We start from the raw sequence: 18,518 nt of genomic DNA, 5'->3' as shown, positions 1-18,518 counted from the left end.
CTCTAGCAGGAGATTCGGGTGTCTCCGATCCCGAGGCAGAGGTCCTTTCCCGGCCCGCCGTCGAGCACGTCCTGGCCGGTCCCGCCGATCAGCAGGTCCTTGCCCTTGCCGCCGCGCAGGACGTCCTTGCCGCCGCCACCGATCAACAGGTCGTCGCCGTTCAGGCCGCACAGGACGTCGTTGCCCGGCGTACCGATCAGCAGGTCGTTTCCGTTCGTACCGGTCTGGGTGCAGGCAACAGCTGGTGGCGCTTCGGCCACTTCGGCAGCTCCCGCTTCGCAGTTGGTTCCCTGTGGCCGAGCCACTCCGCGCTGGTCCGTAGTAAGTACAGTGCACGCGGCTGCCGGGACCAGTCCGTTCGCCGGTGAGCCGGCCAGCGGGAGCATGGTCTGGGTGGGACCGCCGTTGCTCGCCAGCGCGGCCAGCTGCGGACTGCCGACGTTGCTTTGATCGCCCGGACCGGCCAGTGAGCAGCTGCCGTCGCCGTCCAGGTTGTAGCCGGTCGAAGTGGTCGCCAGCTCGATGCCGCAGTCGCTGGAGCCGGTACCGCCGGCCAGGATCGAGCCGAAGGTGTGCAGCCCGGCATTGGTGGCGACGTTGCGTCCCACGCCGCCCGCGGTGTTGCCGGAAACCGTTGCGTGGCGCAGATGTACGTCGTGCTCGAGCGTGTAGATGCCGCCGCCCGCCGCGTCGGCGCTGTTGCCCGTCACAGTCGAGTTGTCGACCCGCACCTCGCCGGTCAGCGCGGCGATGCCGCCGCCCTGGCTGTCCGCGACACCGGCGGCCGAGTTGCCGCTGATGGTGGAGCGGACGACCACGATCTGCGCCGGGGGAGGGCCGCCGCTGTTCTCGATGATGCCGGTGGCGAGGCCGCCGCCCGCACCGGTCCGGGAGTTGCCGGAGATCGTCGACTCGGTCACCGTCACGACCGGCTGGTCGTCAGGTTCGTCCTGGTCGAACAGCACCTGTACGCCGCCGCCCTGACTCGTTCCCGCCGGGTGGTTGTGGGTGATGGTCGAGCCGGTGATGGTGAGGTCGCCGCAGGCCGAGCAGATGACGCCGGTGCCACCGTTGTTGTGCACCGTCGTACCGGTGAGAGCGAACAGCCCAGATCCCTGCCCAGTCGTCCGTACGCCGTCACTGCCGTTGCCGCTGATCGTCGACCCGGTCACCGTCAGGGCTCCGTCGGTCAGACCGACTCCGCGACCGGTGTTGTTCGAGATGGTCGTCCCGGTGACGTGCACGGTGCCGAGCGACAGCCCGACGCCCGTACCGGTGTTGGCGTGAATGGTGGAGTCGGTCAGGTCGAGCACTGCGCCACCGAGCGGGCTGGCAAGCACTCGGCCGGCTCCGGCGTTGTTGCCGGTCACCGTGACACCGGTGAGCGAGGCGTCGCCGTTGTGGCGCAGCGCGGCCCCGTCGACGTCGTCCCCGCCTGTCAGAACGACTGCCTGCAAGGCGATCGAGCCATCCGAGTCGACCGTGTCGAGCACGCGTTCGCCGACGCAGTTCTGGTCGATCGTCGCCCCGTTGCCGTCGAGGGTGAGCGGCTGCGCCGACGTACTGTCCAGGTCGCCGGCGACGTTGGTGTCGTCGTCACCACACAGACTCAGCCCGTACGACGCGGCCGGCGCGAGCGTGATCGTCGTGGGAGTGCCGGCCGCGTTGGCCGCGCTGACCGCCTCCCGCAGCGAGGTCAACCCGTCGGCGCCGTTGACGACGTCCGCGGTGGTTGTGACGGTGATGGTGGCGGCCTGCGCCCGGCCGGCCGGAACCAGAACCGCGGCAACAAGCACCAGACAGGACAAAACGACGCGACGCATGAGCACTCCCCCAAGCCGTGCGCGGTTCCCCCCGGCAACCGGCTTTCCGAGACCTCACCGTCCCACAACGCCTCAGTGGCCGCCAGAGTTCGTAGCATCGCGATGTCAAGACGGACGGGACGGCTCCGTACTGATGACGAGCGGTTCCCATCGGGGGAGCCGGGACCAGAGGAGACACCGTGAAGTACCTGGTGGTGCTGAACATCAATCCCGACGTGCTGAACGCCCTGACCGAGGCCGAGCAGCAGGCGATCTTCAGCGGGCACGAGAAGTTCCTGGCGACCGTGCAGGAGTCCGGTGAGTTCCACAGCACGGTCGCGCTGGCCGAGCCGGCCAAGTCCTCGGTGGTCAAGGTCCGCGACGGCGTACCGGCCGTGACGGACGGGCCCTTCGTGGAGGCGAAGGAGTTCCTGGCCGGCTACTACCTGCTGGACTGCGCGTCCCGCGAGCGGGCCGAGGAACTGGCGGCGATGATCCCGGACGCCGGGATCGAGGGCCTCGGCGTCGAGGTCCGCGAGGTGGTCTTCGAGCTCGGCAACTGAGCTGCGACGACGGACGGCAGGGACCCTCGCGGGTGCCCTGCCGTCGGAAGTCGTCTGCTCGGGTCAGACCGTCCGCCCGCCGGACTGTCTGCCGACCGGCCGCTGGTCCTGGCCGATCAGCTCGCCGAGCTCACCGAGCAGCTGAACGGTTGGCCCCTGGCCACGGACCCGGCGGCGGTCCATCGGCGTCCGGGCGCTCTTCCTGCTCTGTCTTGTAGGGCCGCATGCCGCGGGCCTTGTAGTTCGCCAGTGCGTTGGGACCGTCGAGGGTGTTGGTGTGCAGCCAGACGCGAGTGACCTCGCTGAGCTCGGGGTGCCGCGCCGGGAACGACCAGGCCTGCTGCAGCCCGACGGTGAGCAGATGCCCGCCGATGCCCCGGCCGAAGAAGCCGGGGAGCAGCCCGAAGTTCTCGACCTCGATCTCGCTGCCCTCGCCCTTCAGCGCGATGTAGCCGGCCGGTACGCCGCCGGCGTACGCGACCCAGGTCTCGAAGGCCGGGCGGGTCAGGTGCTCGATCCAGCGGTCCCAGGTCCAGGTGAGCTTCTCGGTCCAGTGCCAGTCGCCGCCGACCGAGGCGTAGAGGAACCGGGCGAACTCCGGCGAGACCTCCTCGACTCGTCTGACGTCGACCGGCTCCTGCGGCTCCTTCGCCGGGCGCAGGTCCGCGGGACTGGTCTGTTCGAGGTAGGTCAGCGTGGAGGTGGTCATGAGTCCTGAGTGGTCAGTACGCCACGGATGCCGGCGACGACCAGGTCGATGCCGAGGGCGTAGTACTGGTCGGTGGAGGTCGGGCAGATCAGGGTATCCGCGGTGCTGGTGATCAGGGGATAGCGCTTCGGATCGAGAGCGCCGAGCGCGGCGCGCTTCAGTCGCAGGGACTGCTCGCGCGCGGCCGGTTCGGGACTCTCGCCGGCGCCGGGCTCGGCGGTGACCAGCGTGATCAGCGTGCAGATCGACTGGCGCCCGACCTCGGCCGCGAAGTTCGGCTCGAAGCCGCCCTCGACGAGCAGCTCCATCGTCCGCTCGCCCAGCTCCAGGCCGGGCTCAGCGATCAGGATCCGGGTCAACGTCAGTCCGGCGACCCTCGGATGCGGCCGCAGGGCATCGACGAAGGCGGTCAGCATCTCGCGCAGCCGGTCGTCCCACGGCCGGTCCGACGGCTCCGGCAGGCGGATGTCGGCGAGCAGCCGGTCGCCGAGCGCGGCCAGCAGCTCGCTCTTGTCGCTGAAGTGCCGGTAGAGCGCCATCGGCGTGACGTCGTGCAGCTGCGCGATCCGCCGAAGGGTGACCGCGTCGAGCCCTTCGGTGTCGGCGACCTGCAACGCGCTGTCGACGACCTTGGCCGGGTCGAGCCGCCGCGAACTCTCCTTGCTGAGCGTGGGCATATTGACAAGTTTACACCGTAGACCGTACGTTTACGGCGTCCGCTTACGACGTATACATACAACGTAGACTTGTGAGGTAGTCGCCATGCGACGCAGTCCTTGGGCCACCCTGGCGGTGCTCGCCCTGGCGCAGTTCATCGTGGTGCTCGACGTCACGATCGTGAACGTCGCGCTGCCCGACATCCAGGCCGATCTGGGCTTCTCGCCCGACTCCCTGCAGTGGGTGATCAGCGCCTACACCCTGCTCTTCGGCGGTTTCCTGCTGCTCGGCGGGCGGATGGCCGACCTGCTCGGTCCGCGCCGGGTCTTCGTCGCCGGACTGCTGCTGTTCGGCGTCACCTCGCTGATCGCCGGGCTGGCGACGTCGCCCGGCTTCCTGATCGGGGCCCGCGCGGTCCAGGGGCTCGGCGGTGCTCTGCTCTCCCCGGCTGCGCTCGCGATCCTCACGATGACCTTCGCGCACGGCCGCGAACGCAACATCGCGATGGGCGTCTGGGGCGGCCTGGCCGGGCTCGGCGGCACCCTCGGGGTGGTGGCCGGCGGCGTACTGGTCGACCAGCTCAGCTGGCAGTGGGTGTTTTTCGTCAACGTGCCGATCGTGCTCGCGCTGGTCGCGCTGATCCCGGTCTTCGTGCCCGACACCCGGCACAACCAGGACCGGCCGCGCGGCTTCGACACCGCGGGCGCTGTTCTCGGGACAGGCGGTCTGCTGGCGATCGTGTACGCCGTGGTCCGGGCGGAGCCGAAGGGATGGGGCTCGGTCGAGGTGCTCGGCTTCCTGATCGGGGGAGTGGTCCTGCTCGCGGCCTTCGTTTTGGTCGAAGCGCGATCGAAGGCACCGTTGGTTCCGCTCCGGCTCTTCCGGTCCCGCGCGCTGAGCGTCTCCAGCGTCTCGCTGGCGCTGAACGGCGCGGGCTTCCTGTCGATGTTCTTCCTGACCGCGATCTACCTGCAGCAGGTCCGCGGCGACTCGGCGCTCGAGGCGGGCGTGCACTTCCTGCCGATGGGCTTCGCCGCGATCATCGGTGCCGTCGCCGCGTCGCAACTGGTCCAGCGGGTCGGCACTCGGACCGTCCAGCTCGGGGGTTCGGTGCTCAGCCTGGTGGGGCTGTTCCTGCTGTCCCGTGCCGACGCCGGCGGCGCGTACACGAGTGAGCTGCTGCCCGGCCTCATCCTGTTCGGCGTCGGCATCATCGGCGTGGGGGTGCCGGCTCAGATCGCCGCCGTCTCCGAGGTCGAGCACCACGAGGCCGGCGCGGCGTCCGGTGCCGTCACCACCATGTACCAGGTCGGCGGCGCGCTCGGGCTGGCCGTCGTCACCACCCTGTCCGTCACCCGTACGACGGACGCCCTGACCCAGGGGATCGCCCAGCAGCAGGCGCTGGTCGAGGGCTTCCAGCGCGGCATGCTGATCGCCGCACTGTTCGCGGTCGCCAACGTGGTGGTCACGATGGTGACCCCGCAGATCCAGCCCACCGCCGAGCAGCTCGCGGAGGCCGCCGCCGCTGCGTGACCCGAGTCGCTTAGCGTGGCGCGGTGATCCCCACCAGCTTCGCCACGCAGACCATCGCCCGAGAGGGTGCTCCGGGCCGGAGCTGGATCGAACAACTCCCCGGCCTCACCGAGCACTACCTCGGGCGATGGCGTTGTGTCCCGGACGGTCCGGCGCTGCACGGCCAGGTCGCGCTGATCGTGCCCGCCACGCGCGACGGAGCGTCCGTCGTACTGAAGCTGTCGTTTCCGCATCCTGGCAATCGTGGCGAGCCGTTCGCTCTGGCGGCGTGGAACGGGCGGGGTGCGATCCGCCTTCTCGAGCGCGACGACGACGCCTTTGTGGTGCTGCTGGAACGTGCGTCGCACGAAACGTTGTCCAGCGCAACGGAGGTGTGGACGGTGGCGGGCCGTCTCGCCCAGCGCCTCGCCGTCCCTGCTCCTCCCGAGATCACCCGGCTGTCCTCCCTCTCGCCGGGCTGGCGGCAGCAGATGCTTGCTCAGAGCAAAGAGCTCGGCAATCCGTTGCCAAGCAGGGTGATCGACGCCGCCCTGGAAACCATCGACGTCTTCGCCGACGACCCCACCGACACGATGCTGCACGGCGACCTGCATTGCGCCAACATCCTCCGCGCCGACCGTGAGCCCTGGCTCGCGATCGACCCGAAAGGCCTGGCCGGCAGTGCGGCGTACGACGCGGCCACCATCGTGCGCGACCGCCCGGACGAACTCGCCGGCGATCTCGCCGCCGTGCTGCACCGCCGCCTCGACGCCTTCAGCGAAGCCGCCGAGGTGGACCCTCAGCTCGCCCGCCGGGCCACCCAGGCCCGAGCCGTCAGCTCGGCCCTCTGGGAACGCCTGCACAACCAGCCCCGCCTCGGCATCGACTTCGCCGACCGGATCGCCGAACTACTGCTCTGACCTGTGCGCCTTCACGATCAACGCCGTACCGGCACCCCGCGCCGGCGGCCGCCACTGCTTGCTCACCACGTCCCCGAACCCCGCCGCGGCGACCTCCTCCGCGAGTCCGTCGGGCGCCCACTTCGCATGCACCGAGATCAGCAACCGCCCACCCGGCTTCAGGATCCGGTGAATCTCCGCGAACCCAGCCGCCCGATCCGGCCACAGGTGCACGTTGTTGACCGACATCACCACACTCGCCGACCGCTCCGGCCGATGCGTGTCCGCCGCCTCGCCGTGAATCAGCTCCACTTTCCCGCACTCCACCAGCTCCCGGCACCGCCGCTTGGCCGCCAGCAACATCTCCTGCGAGGGATCCACCCCGACGACCACCCCGGCGTACTGAGCCGCGGCCCGCAACCCCACCCCAGGCCCTGGCCCGAGCACCACCACCTGCTCCTTGCCCTGCAACCCGGCCATCTGCACCAGGTACTTCTCGGTCGCTCCGTTCATCCGAGCCATCAACCACCCACCGAAGCGCCCCCAGGCTCCTTCGGGCCGCCCGAAACCTTTGGTCAGTACTTCGTCCACGACACCCATGCGGTCCATGACACCACGCACGGTCATGGGGCGGTGGTCATCCCACCCAGGTGACGTCGAAGATTCGGATCAGTTCGCGGTCCGCGTCGAGGTAGAAGGAGAGCAGACCGAGAGGATGGAAGGTGGTCTGCCGGAATGCCGGTTCCTCGGGGCTCAGCGGCAGGCTGTCCCAGGGAGCGGAGACCAGTTCGGTCGCGCGCCGCACCAGAGCGTCGAAGGCCTCGGTCGGGAGTCCGTCGAGCTGAGCGAGTGCGGTCGCGTGGAACTCCACGCGATAAGTCACGTCCTGTCGGCCCAGCCCGGCAGGACCTTCTCGGCGGGAACGAACTCCTCGTCCCGGCTTTCCCGGGCAGCGGCCGCCGCCTCGTCGAACTCCGGCTGTGAATACGCGACCGCTCTGAGGTGCCACAAGTGCAGCACGTCACGCAGTTGGCGGAACCGCCAGACCTCGTGTGCCGCGTCCAGCGCTTGGTGGTACTCGCTCAGGAACTGCTCGTGCCATCGCTGGGGCAGCACGCGGAGGATCTCCGCGGGGTCGTCCCCGGGTCCCTGAACCGGCTGCGCAGTCATGACGTCAGATTAACCGCTAGCCGCACCCTGGTGCGCTAGCTTGTCCACAGGATCAATCGGCAGGACGTAGCTGTAACCAGGTTTTCCGCTCAGTTCGACCTCCCCGGTGCGAGTGAAGCCGACGCGGGCGAGGACCTTCTGGGACGCCACGTTGTCGACGGTGGTCCGCGCGGTGATCTGCCTCAGCCCGTACGGCGTACTGACGACCTCCCGAACCGCCCACGTCGCCAGCCCGCGCCCGGCGGCCGACTCCGCGATCCGGTAGCCGAGCTCGGCCGAGCCGTCCTTGATGTCGACCAGGTTGACCCGCCCGACGATCCGTCCGTCGTCGACCAGCACGTGAAAGTGGTCCGTGCCGGCGTCCTGCATCGCGAGCAACGCCGCGTGCCGCTCGGCGAACTCCGCGAAGTACTCGTCACCACGGTCGGGAATCACCCGCGCGAAGTACGCCCTGTTCTCCCGCTCGAACCGCAGCAGCTCGTCCGCGTGCTCGGCCCCGAGCCGTTCCACCGACACCATGCGGCGAACCTACAACCCGCCCCGCGCCGTACGCGAAGGAGTTATTCGACCGGATACGCGACGTACGCGAACGCACTGCTGTCCGGCGACCAGCTCGGCACGTTCATCGTGCCCTGCCCGCCGAACACCGTCGCGATCTCCCGGATCCGCCCGCCCTCGAGCAGCCGCACCCGCACGTCCTCGACGTCGGCCGGATGCCCCAGCGTGCCCGGCGGAAAACTCACGTACGCGATCGCGGACCCGTCCGGCGCCGGATGCGGGAACCAGTTCACCCGCTCGTCGTCGGTCAACTGCTCGACGGTCTCACCCGCGATCCGGAACAACTGCGCATGCCCCGGCGCGGTCGAGGCTCGCTCGGAGTTGAAGTAGATGGACCCATCTGGTCCGAACTCACATCCGTCATCAGCAAATTCGTCATCGGTGACCTGGACGTCAACCCCACCGCCGGCCGGAATCGTCCACACATTCGTCGTCCGCGCCGCATCCATCCCGATGTAGGCCAACGTCTCCCCGTCCGGCGAAATCCCGTGCAGGTAATGCCGGAACCCGTCACCCCGGTCGTTGCTCACCCGCCGCGGTTCGCCGCCCGCCATCGGTACGGCGTACAAATGCCCGTCCTCCGCCGAAACGTAAACCGTCGCCCCGTCCGGGCTCACCACATGATCGTTGTTGATCTCCGGCACCCCACCGAGCGGAATCTCTTCGAGTTCCCCACCATTCACCGGCAGCCGAAACAGCAACCCGTCGCCGTTCACCACCAGCCATTTCCCGTCCGGCGTCCAGTTCGGTGCCTCGACCAGCACTTCGTCGGAAGCGAACACCAGCCGGCTCACCCCCGTCCGCACGTCGACCACAAAAACCTCAGCCCGCTGCCCTGCCCGAAGTCGCCGCGCCATACCGCAAACCTACCCGCCTTCGGGGTGGTGCCCACAGCCTCGGCACCCACCCGAGACAAATCCCGAGCGGCACCGATCGCCCGTCCGTACGCTCGTCCCGTGACTGACAACTTCCCGTACGCCGAGGACGGCCCCGACGTCTGGACCTGGCTTCAGTCCTGGTACGTCGCCCAGTGCAACGGCGACTGGGAGCACAGCTACGGAATCACGATCGACACCCTCGACAACCCCGGCTGGCAGGTCGCGATCGACGTGGCGGAAACCGCCCTCGACCCGACCACCTACACCCGCCGCGAGGTCCACCGCAGCGACGACGACTGGTGCGTCACCTACACCGAAGGCGCCAAGTTCCACGCCGCCTGCGGCCCGACGAACCTCGCCGAGGCCCTCCACCACTTCCGCGTCTGGGCCGTCAACCGTTGATCACCGGCCGAGACGCCGGTTGCAGCTCCGATAATTGCCTGTAGCAACAACTCTGCAACAGCACGACGTGATCGGCCGGCCTCACCAACGTGATCAACACGTCCTGAGCGTCGATCGCCAGAACCCTTGCCACCGCCGCCCAAGAACCCCCGAACAACTCCAGCCCAGCAACCTACCCCGCGCCCCAGCCTGCCTTCCGCAGTACCTCGTCCGCGATCGCCGAAACCGTCCGCCCATCGGTCGCCACTGTGAAATCCGCCGGGCCCGACCGCTCGAGGCTCTCCGCCAGCTCGACCGACCGCCGTACCAACGCCTCGTACGACGACCCGACTTCCCGCTTCTTCACCCGCTCCCGCAAAGCGTCATCTCCAGCCGTCAACCGGCACACCCGAATCTCCGCGCCCGGAACAGCCTCCGCATACCCCGCCAGGTCCTCCGCAGCCTCGACCACCCGAGCGACGACCAGCCGGTCCACCCCGGCCGCCGCGTAGTTGGCCCACACCGCCGCCAGGTTCCGCAGCGCCATCCGCTCGTTGAACGGGTCGCCCTCGCCGTACGGCCAGCAGATCCCCAGCGCGTCGAGATCGACCACCGCGTGCGCGACGTTCCGCCCGCTCAGCTGATCGAACATCTCATGCGCCACCGTCGTCTTGCCGACCCCCACCGGCCCACTCAGCACCAGCACCGGAACCCTCACGCCCGACCCATCCACCCTCGAACCGTACCGGCGCCCGCCCCACCGGTCCCGCGGATTTCCCCGCGTCCGACTCGTTGCCGCCCGCAACACCACCTCGCCGTACGCCGATCACCGACGTCTCGAACCGGCGAGTCGCCGATTGACGATCCCGCCCGTCGTCTGTTGAGATATGGCTCCGGCGCGGCCCGCGCCCAACCTTCGTCGACCGGCCCCAGCCCGGTCCACCCTCAGAAGGCAAAGGGATCCATGATCTCGGGCCGCTCGTCCTGGTCGACCGCCTCGGACGGGATCGCTGGGGGATCGCGGACGAGTGCGTGGAAGGCCAGATGACAGCGCACAGGAATCTCAAACGCCGGGTCCGCGCCCGCGCGGCCAAGACCGGCGAGTCCTACACGACTGCCCTCCGGCACTTCCGTCCGACTCCCTCAGGAGAAGACATGCCGGAACCCACCACCCTGCGCATCGCCGTCGCCCAGTCGACGGTCCGCCAGGACCCCACCGACCCTGCCGCCCTCCGCGAGAGCGGCGCCGAGGTCCGCACCCAGATGAAGCAGGCCGCCAAGGCGGGCGCCCGCCTGGTCCACTTCCCGGAGGGCGCCCTCTGCTTCCCCAGCAAGTACGTCATGTCCGAACTGGGCCCCGACGAGGTCGGCCCCGCCGACTGGACCAAGGCCCAGTGGCCGGTCCTCGACGCCGAACTGGCAAGCATCGCAGCCCTCTCCGCCGACCTGGGCATCTGGACCGCCATCGCATCGCTCCACCAACTCCGCGACGCCCGCCCCCACAACTCCCTCTACGTCTTCGACGACCACGGCAAACGGGTCACCCGCTACGACGAACGAACCCTCTCCACCACCAAGCTCAACTTCATGTACACCCCTGGCACGAAGCCGATCACTTTCGACCTCGATGGCTACCGCTTCGGTCTGGCCGTAGGCATGGACGCCCACATCCCCGAAATCTTCATCGACTACGTACGCCGCGACGTGGACGCCGTCCTCCTCTCCTACGCCACCACCGGCCTCACCGCCGGCCAGGACGCGGTCGCCGCGGTAGCCCCCGCCAACGCCGCCATCAATCACTACTGGCTAAGCCTCGCCGTCTCCACCAACCCAGACCTCCCGGAAACCACCGCCGGCATCCTCAACTCCGCGGGCCAATGGGTCACCCAATGCCCCACTGACGCCACCTCCGCCGTCACCACCTACGACCTTCACAAGAACAACGCCCTCAACGACTCAGCCCGAGCCTGGCGCCAAGCAGCCCGAGCCCGCGTGACGTCTTAACCCGTACGCCGACCCCGCCTCCACCCCTGCCGTCCTCGGCTCGTAGGCAGTCGGCGAATTGCCTGAGTCATCAACGGCCCGTACGCCGGTCCGGACGCGCTCCTGCCTCCGGGCCGGCGCGCGCCGTTCGCTCCGCGTTCCCTTCCGCTCCCTATCCTTCCCCTGCCCTACAGAGGAAGGGCGCGCGGATGCTGCTCCCCATCTTGATCCTCCTGGCGGCGTTCGTTGCCCGGGGCCTCGGACGTCAACGCCACTCCACCACGCCGCACCCCTCAACACCTGCGAGACGGCATGCTTGAGTGAAGCCCAGCCGATCTCGCCGATTACCCTGCCGTTCCTCTCGGCACCTCAGCGGACGCGACCCAGCGCTTCCAGCTGGCCAGAGTCACCTTCATGCTCCGATCGTCGAGCACCCTGTAGACGTAGCCCGCCCGCAGCCGCACCACCGGATCATCCGACTCCTCGGCCTCCGCCAGCCGACTCCGCAAGTCCGGCCCGTCGAGATGCCGCGCCAACGCGGCGTACCAGCCATCCTCACACCGCTGCGGACGACCGACCGCGTCCACGACCAGGTCGGTCAGCGCCCGTTCCTGCCCGACCGGTCCCACCTTGACGAACCCGCGCAGAATCTGCTGCTTCACCCCCCACGGCGACCAGGGCGACGCAGCCCGCCACTCGTCCGGGAAGTCGGCTTCACACCTCAGGTACAGCACCGCGTACGGCGCGGTTTCCCTCTCGTCACGATCCGGATACCAGCAAGCCACACAGAATTCCCCAGCCACACCGTGCAGCGTCTGATCGATCGCGTCCTTCTGGTCGGCCTGCGCCTGCTCGTACATCGACGCCATCCTCATCGACCGCGAAAAATCAAAACTCCCCCCATTCTGGAAATACAACGCGTTCGACCGCCGCAGCGCGTCAGACCATTCCTCCCAAAGGCCAGCTTGCCGTTTCCACGCAGCCAACCGCCGCCCAGGATCGCCATCCACCAACCCGAACAACCACTCGTGCCCCTCCAACGCCTCCACCCCCGCAGCTTGCCAGACCCCAAACCTCATGCCCCGCGGCCACTGCCGCGCCCCGCTAGAACCCCGTGGCCACCTACCGCTCAGCCAACCTCACCGACCGCCCGGAATCCAACCCCTCCTCCCTGACCGCCGGAGAAAGCTGTGATCGGAAGTTGGAACCCCGCCCGACACTCAGTGCGCGATTGCCGGTGTGTTCCGAATGGCCAAGACTGGGACCGCTGCGCCAAGAGAGGGGAGATCTTGGACGTCGAAGTGCTGACTGAGGACGATTGGAAGCTCCTTCAGGACCTTCGGCTGCGCGCCCTCGAGGAATCGCCGGACGCATTCTTGTCGAAGGCCGACACCGGAAGAGCCGGCGACGAAGCGCACTGGCGCGGCCGTTGCACGCGGGATGTCTGGGTGGTCGCCCGCACAGGCCGACAGGTCATCGGAATCGCTTGTTCGAACCAGGATTCCGAACAGCCGCCGTACTCGAGGCATATCGAATCAGTGTGGGTCGATCCCGAGCACCGCGAGAAAGGCGTCCTCAGGGCGATGCTCGCCTACCTTGTCGAGCTGGAGCCGGACGTCCGCGACTGGTTCGTCTGGGTCCTCGACGGCAACGAGTTGGCGCGGGAGGTCTACGAGCACCTGGGTTTCGAAACCACCGGCGAGCGTCAAACGCCGGCTGGCGCTTTCGGGCGATCGGAAGAGCGGCTGAAGCTGGCCGAAGAAGGCATTCCCGATCCCGCCGACCGCGGGCTGTTGCCGTAGCCACAGGAAATCCAGGTCGTGAGATCGAGCTCGTTCAGTGCCTCGCGTTCGCTGAGAACGGTGCCCCTTCGCGGCATGACCTCCTGCCAGCTCTCATGGTCGACTCGCCACCGCTGAATGAAGTCGACGCAGAGTTCAGGATTGATCTGGTCCAGTTGCAGTTTGGCCCTGCGCAGCGATTTCTGTGCCGAAGACAGTGCTATTTCGGTTCGGTACTGCACTGCTGAGAGTTGGCGGAGGGTCTCTGAGATCATCACGTACCGATCTTCGATGAAGAGTCGCCAATGATGCGTGCTGGTCGCGACCTTCAATTGATCTTTCAGCTCCCACCCAGGCGTATCGCTGAACAACGCGTACAGGCCCTCCGCCAAGAGATCACCGAACTCCTCGCGAGCCGCTCGCTCGGGATCCGCAAAGGGGTCGTACTCGTCCTGCCGTGCTTCTCCGATCTTCGGTAACGAGCGCGCCGCGGCATGCTGCGCGAAGAAGAACCAGTCCTCGTTGTAGACATCGGGAAAGAACGACACCGCCGGATGCTGTGTGTTGACACCGAGCACGGCGCCGCTCACGAACACGTCCTGCCCGAGGCCAGCGAGGCGCCGCGCGTGACACACCACCGAGTTGTCGGGAAAGTACCTGCTGGCCATCGCCGCAACGGGATTCCGATCAAGAGAGCCCGAGAGGCGCAGGACGTCGCGTGGACTGAGCTGGTGGATGTCGTCGTCAACGAAAAGGATTTTGCTCCAGCCGCGAAGGCGGGCCAGCACCAAACCGATGTTGCGCTTCATGCTCAGGTCGCTCACACGTTCGGCGCTGGCGACGAAGAAGGGTTTGTCGGAGGTCAGGTGGTGATGCCTGAGCAGCTGATAATCGTGAGGCACGTCGACGACCAGCGCCCGTGCGCCGAACGTGGCCTCGACCCGCTCAGCGACTCTCTCTGCCTTCGCCTGCCGGCTGCACAGCACCACGAGGGGTACGGACAGCATCGCGGACAGTCCGATGAGCCGTTGCAGATTCGGCCGGGACGCCGGTACGACGATCGCATCCAGTCCGCTGTTCGTCGGCGACGGCGCCACGGCGGACACGTCGCGCAGGAGTGCGGCGTGCGACGCCACATGTTTGGTGCCGTTGCTCATGCGGAGGTGGCCTCGTCCTTCGGAGACCACTCGTAGAGCCGGTTCGAGTCGATCTCGAGATCGGGTGAGAGTGCCTCGCCGTTCAGGACCGGCACCCTCAGCAGCAACGCGAACTCTCCACTTGGGAAACGGCTGGCGAGGAATGCCTCATTGCCTTCCCGTACGGCGGTATCGGTCAGAGCCCGGACCGCGCCGACGACGCCGCGACTGTGAATGCCGTTGCAGATGGTTAGAGTCTGGCTGTGGTTGTAAGGATTTCGAACCCTGGCCAGCAGGGCGACGTCTTCGAGCAGTTCACGGCCGCTGTCCGCCTCGTCGTCCCAGACCGGCCGGTACTCGCGCTGGTCAGCACCGCTGGTGCGGAAGATTTCCCCGGTCTTCAGATCGTCGACCTCGACCTGGGACACCGGCATCTCGCGCAGAGTCTTGAGCATGCGCCGCATCACCCGGTTCCAGCCGACGCCCCCCAGCACCACTACGTGGCCGGACAGATCATCAGACACAACTTCAGAAGGAAGCCGATGAACGACGCTCGCGGTGGGGTTGCACGCACGGATGTGCCCCCACAGTTCGATGAGGGCATCCAGATCGGCGTACCGGAACATCCGTGTGTAGTTCGGGTTCTTCTCGTTCGCCATCGGAGGCCGCTCGGCCAACGGTGCCTCGGGACAGATGATCGTGATCGGATCGCCGTCGAAGGTCCAGGTCGAGAGCTCGCTGGGCGCGGATTCGCCTGGGCTGCTCGGGGCATTGACCGCATCGCGTAATGCGTCAAGCTCCTCGTGGAGATCCTCGAAGCGGCTTCGCTCGTCGGCGGTCAGATCGTCTTCGGTGACCGGGGGCTCAGTTCTCGTTGGATCTGAGGAGAAGAACAGCGCATAGGAGCGGAGCCGGTCGGCCGGCGGAGGTTTGGGGTTGGTCCGCGACTCCCAGGAACTGATGGCCGCCACCGAAAGCCCGAACGCGTGCGCCAGATCCGCTTGAGTCAGCTTCGACTCATGCGACGTACGGAGGTCGCGAAGTTTCCTCGCAAGTCGTGCGGCCTCTGGTGTGGGGGCCAAGATCACTCACTCCCGGGTGTCGTCGACCGACACGCCCACGCGTCCGGTAACCGTATACATGTCTACACCTGAAATCACCTGTAGTACACAGCATCCGTCGATCGCTCCGGAAACCTCAACGACTCACGGGAGCGAAAGGTTACGGTTCAGCTCAAGCGAGTTCACGGTATTGCCCTGAACTACACGGCGCTATACTGTAATTACAGATCATCCACTGGCTTCACGGTGAAGTAAGTGATTGACGGTAGAGGAGACGACGGGACTCAACAGCCACGTGCGAGCGCTCTTGGGATCCGTCCGCACATCCGCCCGCAGGCCACCCTGAATCTCGAGCGACGCCATTCTCGTGGCGCCTCCGTCCAAGTCCATACCGACGCTGGCTTGTCAGCGTTCGATGGTCCGCACGTCTGCACTGACCAGCACCGCCAGGCGACAGCTCGTCCTCAGCGTCGAGACCGCGAGATCACCCTGCCGGGAGCTGGAGTCTCCGTGGAAGTAGTTCGGAGGTGGTGACCATGTTGCAACGCATGCCGCGGCACAACACAGCCACATACATTGCCTCTCGTTCCGTCTTCGGGATGTGGGCCCTGATGGCCGCGGACCTGATGGCGGTTGTCTGGATGCACACCTTTGGCCCGTGGCTGGACCAGTCATCCCGGCTGACGGCCACCGCCACACTCGGCGGGCACCATCTCGTCGTGCTGGGGTTCGCCGCCGCCGGCTTCCTGATGCTCGCCGCGCTCGCACTGCTGACGGAAGGCTTCACCAAGACCACCCCCAAGCTGACACTGGCTACCAACGCAGCCTGCGTGGTCTCGGTGGTCGCTGTCGCAGGCCTGATCGCATTCGTGTTGGTCGCACTGCTGAGCCGGCTGCTGTTCGGAAAACTCCGCCCCTGAGACCACCCGAGCATTACGACGTACGGCGGGCCCGTTCAATCGATCTGGACGGGTCCGCCATCGCCTGAGTGAGCGCCAGTGTCCGACCCAGCTGACGACTCGGCGGCACCGCTCGCTGTTGTCGCTGGATGCGTGAAGCGTCCTCGTCCTCCGTCAATCACCGGTGCGTCGCTCTACTCTGCTGTCAGGCTCGCATTGACCCTGCAGTTTCGCCTCGGCCTTCTCCGCGATGCCGACATGTACGACGAACGACGAGGGCAGAGCGGCTGTGATGTTCCCGGCAAGCGCAACGCCGAACAACGTGATGTTCGCTCCTTCGCTGTAGCGCTCGGCATCGAGAACAGCAACAGCAGCGACAAACCCCAGCAAACCAACAGTCCCTACGGCATGGGTGAGGTTTGCCCCCGCAAGCTCGTCGAGGTTTGCCCAAGCCGCTCAAGCGCTGTAGCGGTCCGCAACGCCCGCAGAAGAGGCAACACCAGAACACCAGCAAGTCGGCAACGTGGCCAGAACAAACCGGCTCTTGCTGGGGTGAGTCCCCGCCGCAAGAAGTAGTCGGCAGCGAATCCGATCCAGATCACTACGCTCGCCACAGAACACGCTCGCGCCACCTCGCGCGGCAGAACCGGGTCGAGGATCGGCCAGGCGTACCTGGATCAGGAAGGCTGTGGAAGCTGACGTGAACGTACAGGTGGGCGTCCTTGCTCTGGTCACCGCTGTGCTGGCCTTGGCGATGGCGATCGACGTGTTGCGTGATCTGAGAGACCGTCGATGACGGCTTCTGAGCGCCGCAAGGTGCAAGTGTGGTTCGGCAGCCATGTGATCGCCACCTATGTCGGCGAGAGCCAGCTCGCCGACCGGTACGCCGCCGCCATGGAGCGCCGATTCGCAGACTTGCGCATCAGCAACGAGCCGCTGCCGCCCACAGCACGCACCGAGTCAGACCATGTCCCAGACCACCCTCCGATTCCGTCCGAGCAACGGCTCTGGCCGTTGACCGTGCTCTGATCCTCAAGTTCGTCAGGAGAACCCATGTGGCAAGACGAGGACCGCTTTTCGCTCAGCAGTACTCAGGTTCCGGTGATCGCCGTGCAGGAGTTCGTTCGCCCCTTCGGTCTGCGCTTCGTCGACTACTCGCCGGGGCGCCCGCGGTTCAGTCGCCCGAACGTGACGCTCTGCCGGGAACGGCAGATCGGCCTCGTGGACGGACGAGTGGCGACCGAAGTCATGCCGGTTGCGGCGACCATGACGCACACGGAGTCCGACGGCAAGGACGTTCTGACCGTGGACTGGATGGCTGACGACAAGTAGGCGGACTCATGCCGATGACCGAACCTCCGCAGATCTTGGTGCTGACGCACGATGACGACCCAACGGTCGTCCTGCACCAGCTCAACGCCAGGGGAATACCGTTCTTACGCTGCGATCCGGGCCGACCTTTGTCTCACGGCGAGGCTCGATCCAGGCGGGATCGCCTGGGAGGGCCACCTCTCTGACACACCTCGAGAGATCGAGTTGCAATCGCTTCGGGCCATCTACTACCGCCGGCCGTCGGAATTCCGGCTCGCGCGTGGTGGAACGACCAGCGAGGAAGCGTTTGCTCGTTCCCGGGCGAGGCATGGGTTCTCTGGAGTTCTGAGCAGCCTGCCCGAAGCGGTCTGGCTCCACAGCCCGTCGGCCATGGCGGATGGGTCTTCCTCGAAGCCAATCCCAATGGGCAATGGGCCTACATCCCCGAGCTACGGGTCCCATCGCCCGCGCGATCGCCGATTTCCTGGAGAGCAGTTGCCGATGAGTGGACGCCAGGCAGCTACAGATCTGAAGAAAGTGGTCAGTGAACTTGTTGTGAACGGCAACATCCCTGATCCGCGCTGGCAGGCCGCTTTCGGCGCAGTGCCGCGGCACTTGTTCGTGCCCCGGTTCTGTCGGAACGACCAGCACGGCAGCTCGGTCGTTGACTCGGCCGCCGCAGAGCAGTGGCTGTCGACGATCTACTCCGACATCCATCTGGTCACCACTGAGGACGTCAGATCTTCCTCGACCGCCCCGAGCTTGATGGCGAGCATGCTCGAAGCGCTCGAGCTCAACGGCGACGAGCGGGTTGTCGAGATTGGCACGGGGACTGGATACAACGCGGCGTTGCTCTCGGAGAGGTTGGGCGCTGATCGGGTGACGAGTGTCGACATCGATCCTGACCTGGTCGCACAAGCTCGGATGAGGCTCGGAGAGGCGGGCTACAGGCCGCTGCCAGCGGTCGCCGATGGCGTGGACGGCTATCCGGCCGGCGGGCCGTACGACGCTGTCATCGCGACCTGTCGGCTCGACTACGTTCCGGACGCCTGGCTTCGCCAGCTTCGGTCGGGCGGGGTCGTCGTCACTCCCACTGGGAGCCGGCGTTGCCGTACTCCGGAAGGGAGCAACAGGCAACGACGCGGCAGGACAGTTCCTGCCGAACTCGGCGTACTTCATGCCGCTACGGCATCAGCCGGAGCCGGCGGCGATCGGTGA

General features: G+C 67.0%; 23 protein-coding genes. 10 read left to right on the top strand and 13 right to left on the bottom strand.

Translation table 11 applies throughout. The features are described from left to right. Positions 1-2 precede the first annotated feature (2 nt). The gene (locus BWI15_RS40630; RefSeq protein ID WP_083751092.1) at positions 3-1,823 is read right to left on the bottom strand and encodes a choice-of-anchor Q domain-containing protein; all 1,821 of its coding nucleotides are present in this window, start codon (positions 1,821-1,823) and stop codon (positions 3-5) included. Between the two features lie 179 nt (positions 1,824-2,002). On the opposite strand from BWI15_RS40630, the gene BWI15_RS29230 reads away from it, so the two are divergent. Next, positions 2,003-2,365 (top strand): YciI family protein, encoded by a 363-nt coding sequence (locus BWI15_RS29230; RefSeq protein ID WP_077017766.1) that lies wholly within the window; start codon positions 2,003-2,005, stop codon positions 2,363-2,365. A 130-nt stretch (positions 2,366-2,495) separates the two neighbouring features. On the opposite strand, the gene BWI15_RS29225 is transcribed toward BWI15_RS29230, so the two are convergent. Next, positions 2,496-3,074, bottom strand: coding sequence for a GNAT family N-acetyltransferase (locus BWI15_RS29225; protein WP_077017765.1), 579 nt, complete (start codon positions 3,072-3,074; stop codon positions 2,496-2,498). Further along, entirely contained in the window at positions 3,071-3,751 is a 681-nt protein-coding gene (locus BWI15_RS29220; RefSeq protein ID WP_077017764.1) for a TetR/AcrR family transcriptional regulator, read from the bottom strand. Before BWI15_RS29220 ends, BWI15_RS29225 begins: the two co-directional genes overlap by 4 nt. Positions 3,752-3,836: 85 nt before the next feature. On the opposite strand from BWI15_RS29220, the gene BWI15_RS29215 reads away from it, so the two are divergent. Together BWI15_RS29215 and BWI15_RS29210 are read left to right on the top strand one after the other, a co-directional pair. Then, positions 3,837-5,264: an MFS transporter gene (locus tag BWI15_RS29215; RefSeq protein ID WP_077017763.1), complete on the top strand. Its 1,428-nt coding sequence runs from the start codon at positions 3,837-3,839 to the stop codon at positions 5,262-5,264. A gap of 23 nt (positions 5,265-5,287) precedes the next feature. Further along, entirely contained in the window at positions 5,288-6,163 is an 876-nt protein-coding gene (locus BWI15_RS29210; protein ID WP_077017762.1) for an aminoglycoside phosphotransferase family protein, read from the top strand. On the opposite strand, the gene BWI15_RS29205 is transcribed toward BWI15_RS29210, so the two are convergent. The 5 genes from BWI15_RS29205 to BWI15_RS29185 form a co-directional block, all read right to left on the bottom strand. Further along, positions 6,152-6,655 (bottom strand): class I SAM-dependent methyltransferase, encoded by a 504-nt coding sequence (locus tag BWI15_RS29205; protein ID WP_237771510.1) that lies wholly within the window; start codon positions 6,653-6,655, stop codon positions 6,152-6,154. The genes BWI15_RS29210 and BWI15_RS29205 overlap by 12 nt on opposite strands. 124 nt (positions 6,656-6,779) lie before the next feature. Beyond that, on the bottom strand, positions 6,780-7,025 hold the full coding sequence (locus tag BWI15_RS29200; protein WP_143465955.1) for a type II toxin-antitoxin system RelE family toxin: 246 nt from the start codon (positions 7,023-7,025) through the stop codon (positions 6,780-6,782). Then, positions 7,022-7,312 carry a DUF6247 family protein gene (locus BWI15_RS29195; protein ID WP_077017760.1) on the bottom strand — a complete coding sequence of 97 codons (291 nt, stop codon included), beginning with the start codon at positions 7,310-7,312 and terminating at the stop codon, positions 7,022-7,024. The genes BWI15_RS29200 and BWI15_RS29195 overlap by 4 nt, the downstream gene beginning before the upstream one ends. A gap of 9 nt (positions 7,313-7,321) precedes the next feature. Continuing rightward, the gene (locus tag BWI15_RS29190) at positions 7,322-7,831 is read right to left on the bottom strand and encodes a GNAT family N-acetyltransferase (RefSeq protein WP_077017759.1); all 510 of its coding nucleotides are present in this window, start codon (positions 7,829-7,831) and stop codon (positions 7,322-7,324) included. Between the two features lie 41 nt (positions 7,832-7,872). Further along, the gene (locus BWI15_RS29185; RefSeq protein ID WP_077017758.1) at positions 7,873-8,727 is read right to left on the bottom strand and encodes a TolB family protein; all 855 of its coding nucleotides are present in this window, start codon (positions 8,725-8,727) and stop codon (positions 7,873-7,875) included. Between the two features lie 99 nt (positions 8,728-8,826). Here BWI15_RS29185 and BWI15_RS29180 point away from each other — a divergent pair, with 99 nt between their 5' ends. After that, complete coding sequence (locus BWI15_RS29180; RefSeq protein ID WP_077017757.1) at positions 8,827-9,150, top strand: immunity 53 family protein; 324 nt, start codon at positions 8,827-8,829, stop codon at positions 9,148-9,150. Positions 9,151-9,322: 172 nt separating this feature from the next. On the opposite strand, the gene BWI15_RS39020 is transcribed toward BWI15_RS29180, so the two are convergent. Further along, the gene (locus BWI15_RS39020; protein ID WP_077017756.1) at positions 9,323-9,847 is read right to left on the bottom strand and encodes a hypothetical protein; all 525 of its coding nucleotides are present in this window, start codon (positions 9,845-9,847) and stop codon (positions 9,323-9,325) included. 437 nt (positions 9,848-10,284) lie between these two features. Here BWI15_RS39020 and BWI15_RS29170 point away from each other — a divergent pair, with 437 nt between their 5' ends. Continuing rightward, a complete protein-coding gene (locus tag BWI15_RS29170; RefSeq protein WP_202817759.1) occupies positions 10,285-11,133 on the top strand; it encodes a carbon-nitrogen hydrolase family protein in 849 nt (282 codons plus the stop codon). Between the two features lie 323 nt (positions 11,134-11,456). Here BWI15_RS29170 and BWI15_RS29165 read toward each other — a convergent pair whose 3' ends face one another. Continuing rightward, the gene (locus BWI15_RS29165; protein ID WP_143465953.1) at positions 11,457-11,972 is read right to left on the bottom strand and encodes a hypothetical protein; all 516 of its coding nucleotides are present in this window, start codon (positions 11,970-11,972) and stop codon (positions 11,457-11,459) included. Positions 11,973-12,401: 429 nt separating this feature from the next. Here BWI15_RS29165 and BWI15_RS29160 point away from each other — a divergent pair, with 429 nt between their 5' ends. Continuing rightward, positions 12,402-12,914 (top strand): GNAT family N-acetyltransferase, encoded by a 513-nt coding sequence (locus BWI15_RS29160; RefSeq protein WP_077017753.1) that lies wholly within the window; start codon positions 12,402-12,404, stop codon positions 12,912-12,914. Here BWI15_RS29160 and BWI15_RS29155 read toward each other — a convergent pair. Beyond that, complete coding sequence (locus BWI15_RS29155) at positions 12,818-14,050, bottom strand: hypothetical protein (RefSeq protein ID WP_077017752.1); 1,233 nt, start codon at positions 14,048-14,050, stop codon at positions 12,818-12,820. The two genes, BWI15_RS29160 and BWI15_RS29155, sit on opposite strands and share 97 nt — an antisense overlap. Beyond that, positions 14,047-15,117, bottom strand: a complete 1,071-nt coding sequence (locus BWI15_RS29150) for a helix-turn-helix domain-containing protein (RefSeq protein ID WP_143465951.1) — start codon at positions 15,115-15,117, stop codon at positions 14,047-14,049. The genes BWI15_RS29155 and BWI15_RS29150 overlap by 4 nt, the downstream gene beginning before the upstream one ends. 509 nt (positions 15,118-15,626) lie before the next feature. Here BWI15_RS29150 and BWI15_RS29145 point away from each other — a divergent pair. Next, positions 15,627-16,010, top strand: coding sequence for a hypothetical protein (locus tag BWI15_RS29145; protein WP_143465949.1), 384 nt, complete (start codon positions 15,627-15,629; stop codon positions 16,008-16,010). A 153-nt stretch (positions 16,011-16,163) separates the two neighbouring features. On the opposite strand, the gene BWI15_RS39015 is transcribed toward BWI15_RS29145, so the two are convergent. Continuing rightward, positions 16,164-16,379 (bottom strand): hypothetical protein, encoded by a 216-nt coding sequence (locus BWI15_RS39015; RefSeq protein ID WP_143465947.1) that lies wholly within the window; start codon positions 16,377-16,379, stop codon positions 16,164-16,166. Between the two features lie 402 nt (positions 16,380-16,781). Between BWI15_RS39015 and BWI15_RS29140 the strand changes: the two genes are divergently transcribed. From BWI15_RS29140 to BWI15_RS29130, 3 genes are all read left to right on the top strand, one after another. Then, positions 16,782-17,018 carry a hypothetical protein gene (locus BWI15_RS29140; protein WP_077017750.1) on the top strand — a complete coding sequence of 79 codons (237 nt, stop codon included), beginning with the start codon at positions 16,782-16,784 and terminating at the stop codon, positions 17,016-17,018. A 24-nt stretch (positions 17,019-17,042) separates the two neighbouring features. Continuing rightward, complete coding sequence (gene tgmA, locus BWI15_RS29135; RefSeq protein WP_077017749.1) at positions 17,043-17,321, top strand: putative ATP-grasp-modified RiPP; 279 nt, start codon at positions 17,043-17,045, stop codon at positions 17,319-17,321. A gap of 480 nt (positions 17,322-17,801) precedes the next feature. Next, entirely contained in the window at positions 17,802-18,518 is a 717-nt protein-coding gene (locus BWI15_RS29130; RefSeq protein WP_237771509.1) for a methyltransferase domain-containing protein, read from the top strand.

The sequence above is a fragment of the Kribbella sp. ALI-6-A genome, from assembly GCF_001984195.1.
Lineage (GTDB): Bacteria > Actinomycetota > Actinomycetes > Propionibacteriales > Kribbellaceae > Kribbella.
This window is presented reverse-complemented; position numbering and strand designations above follow the sequence as displayed.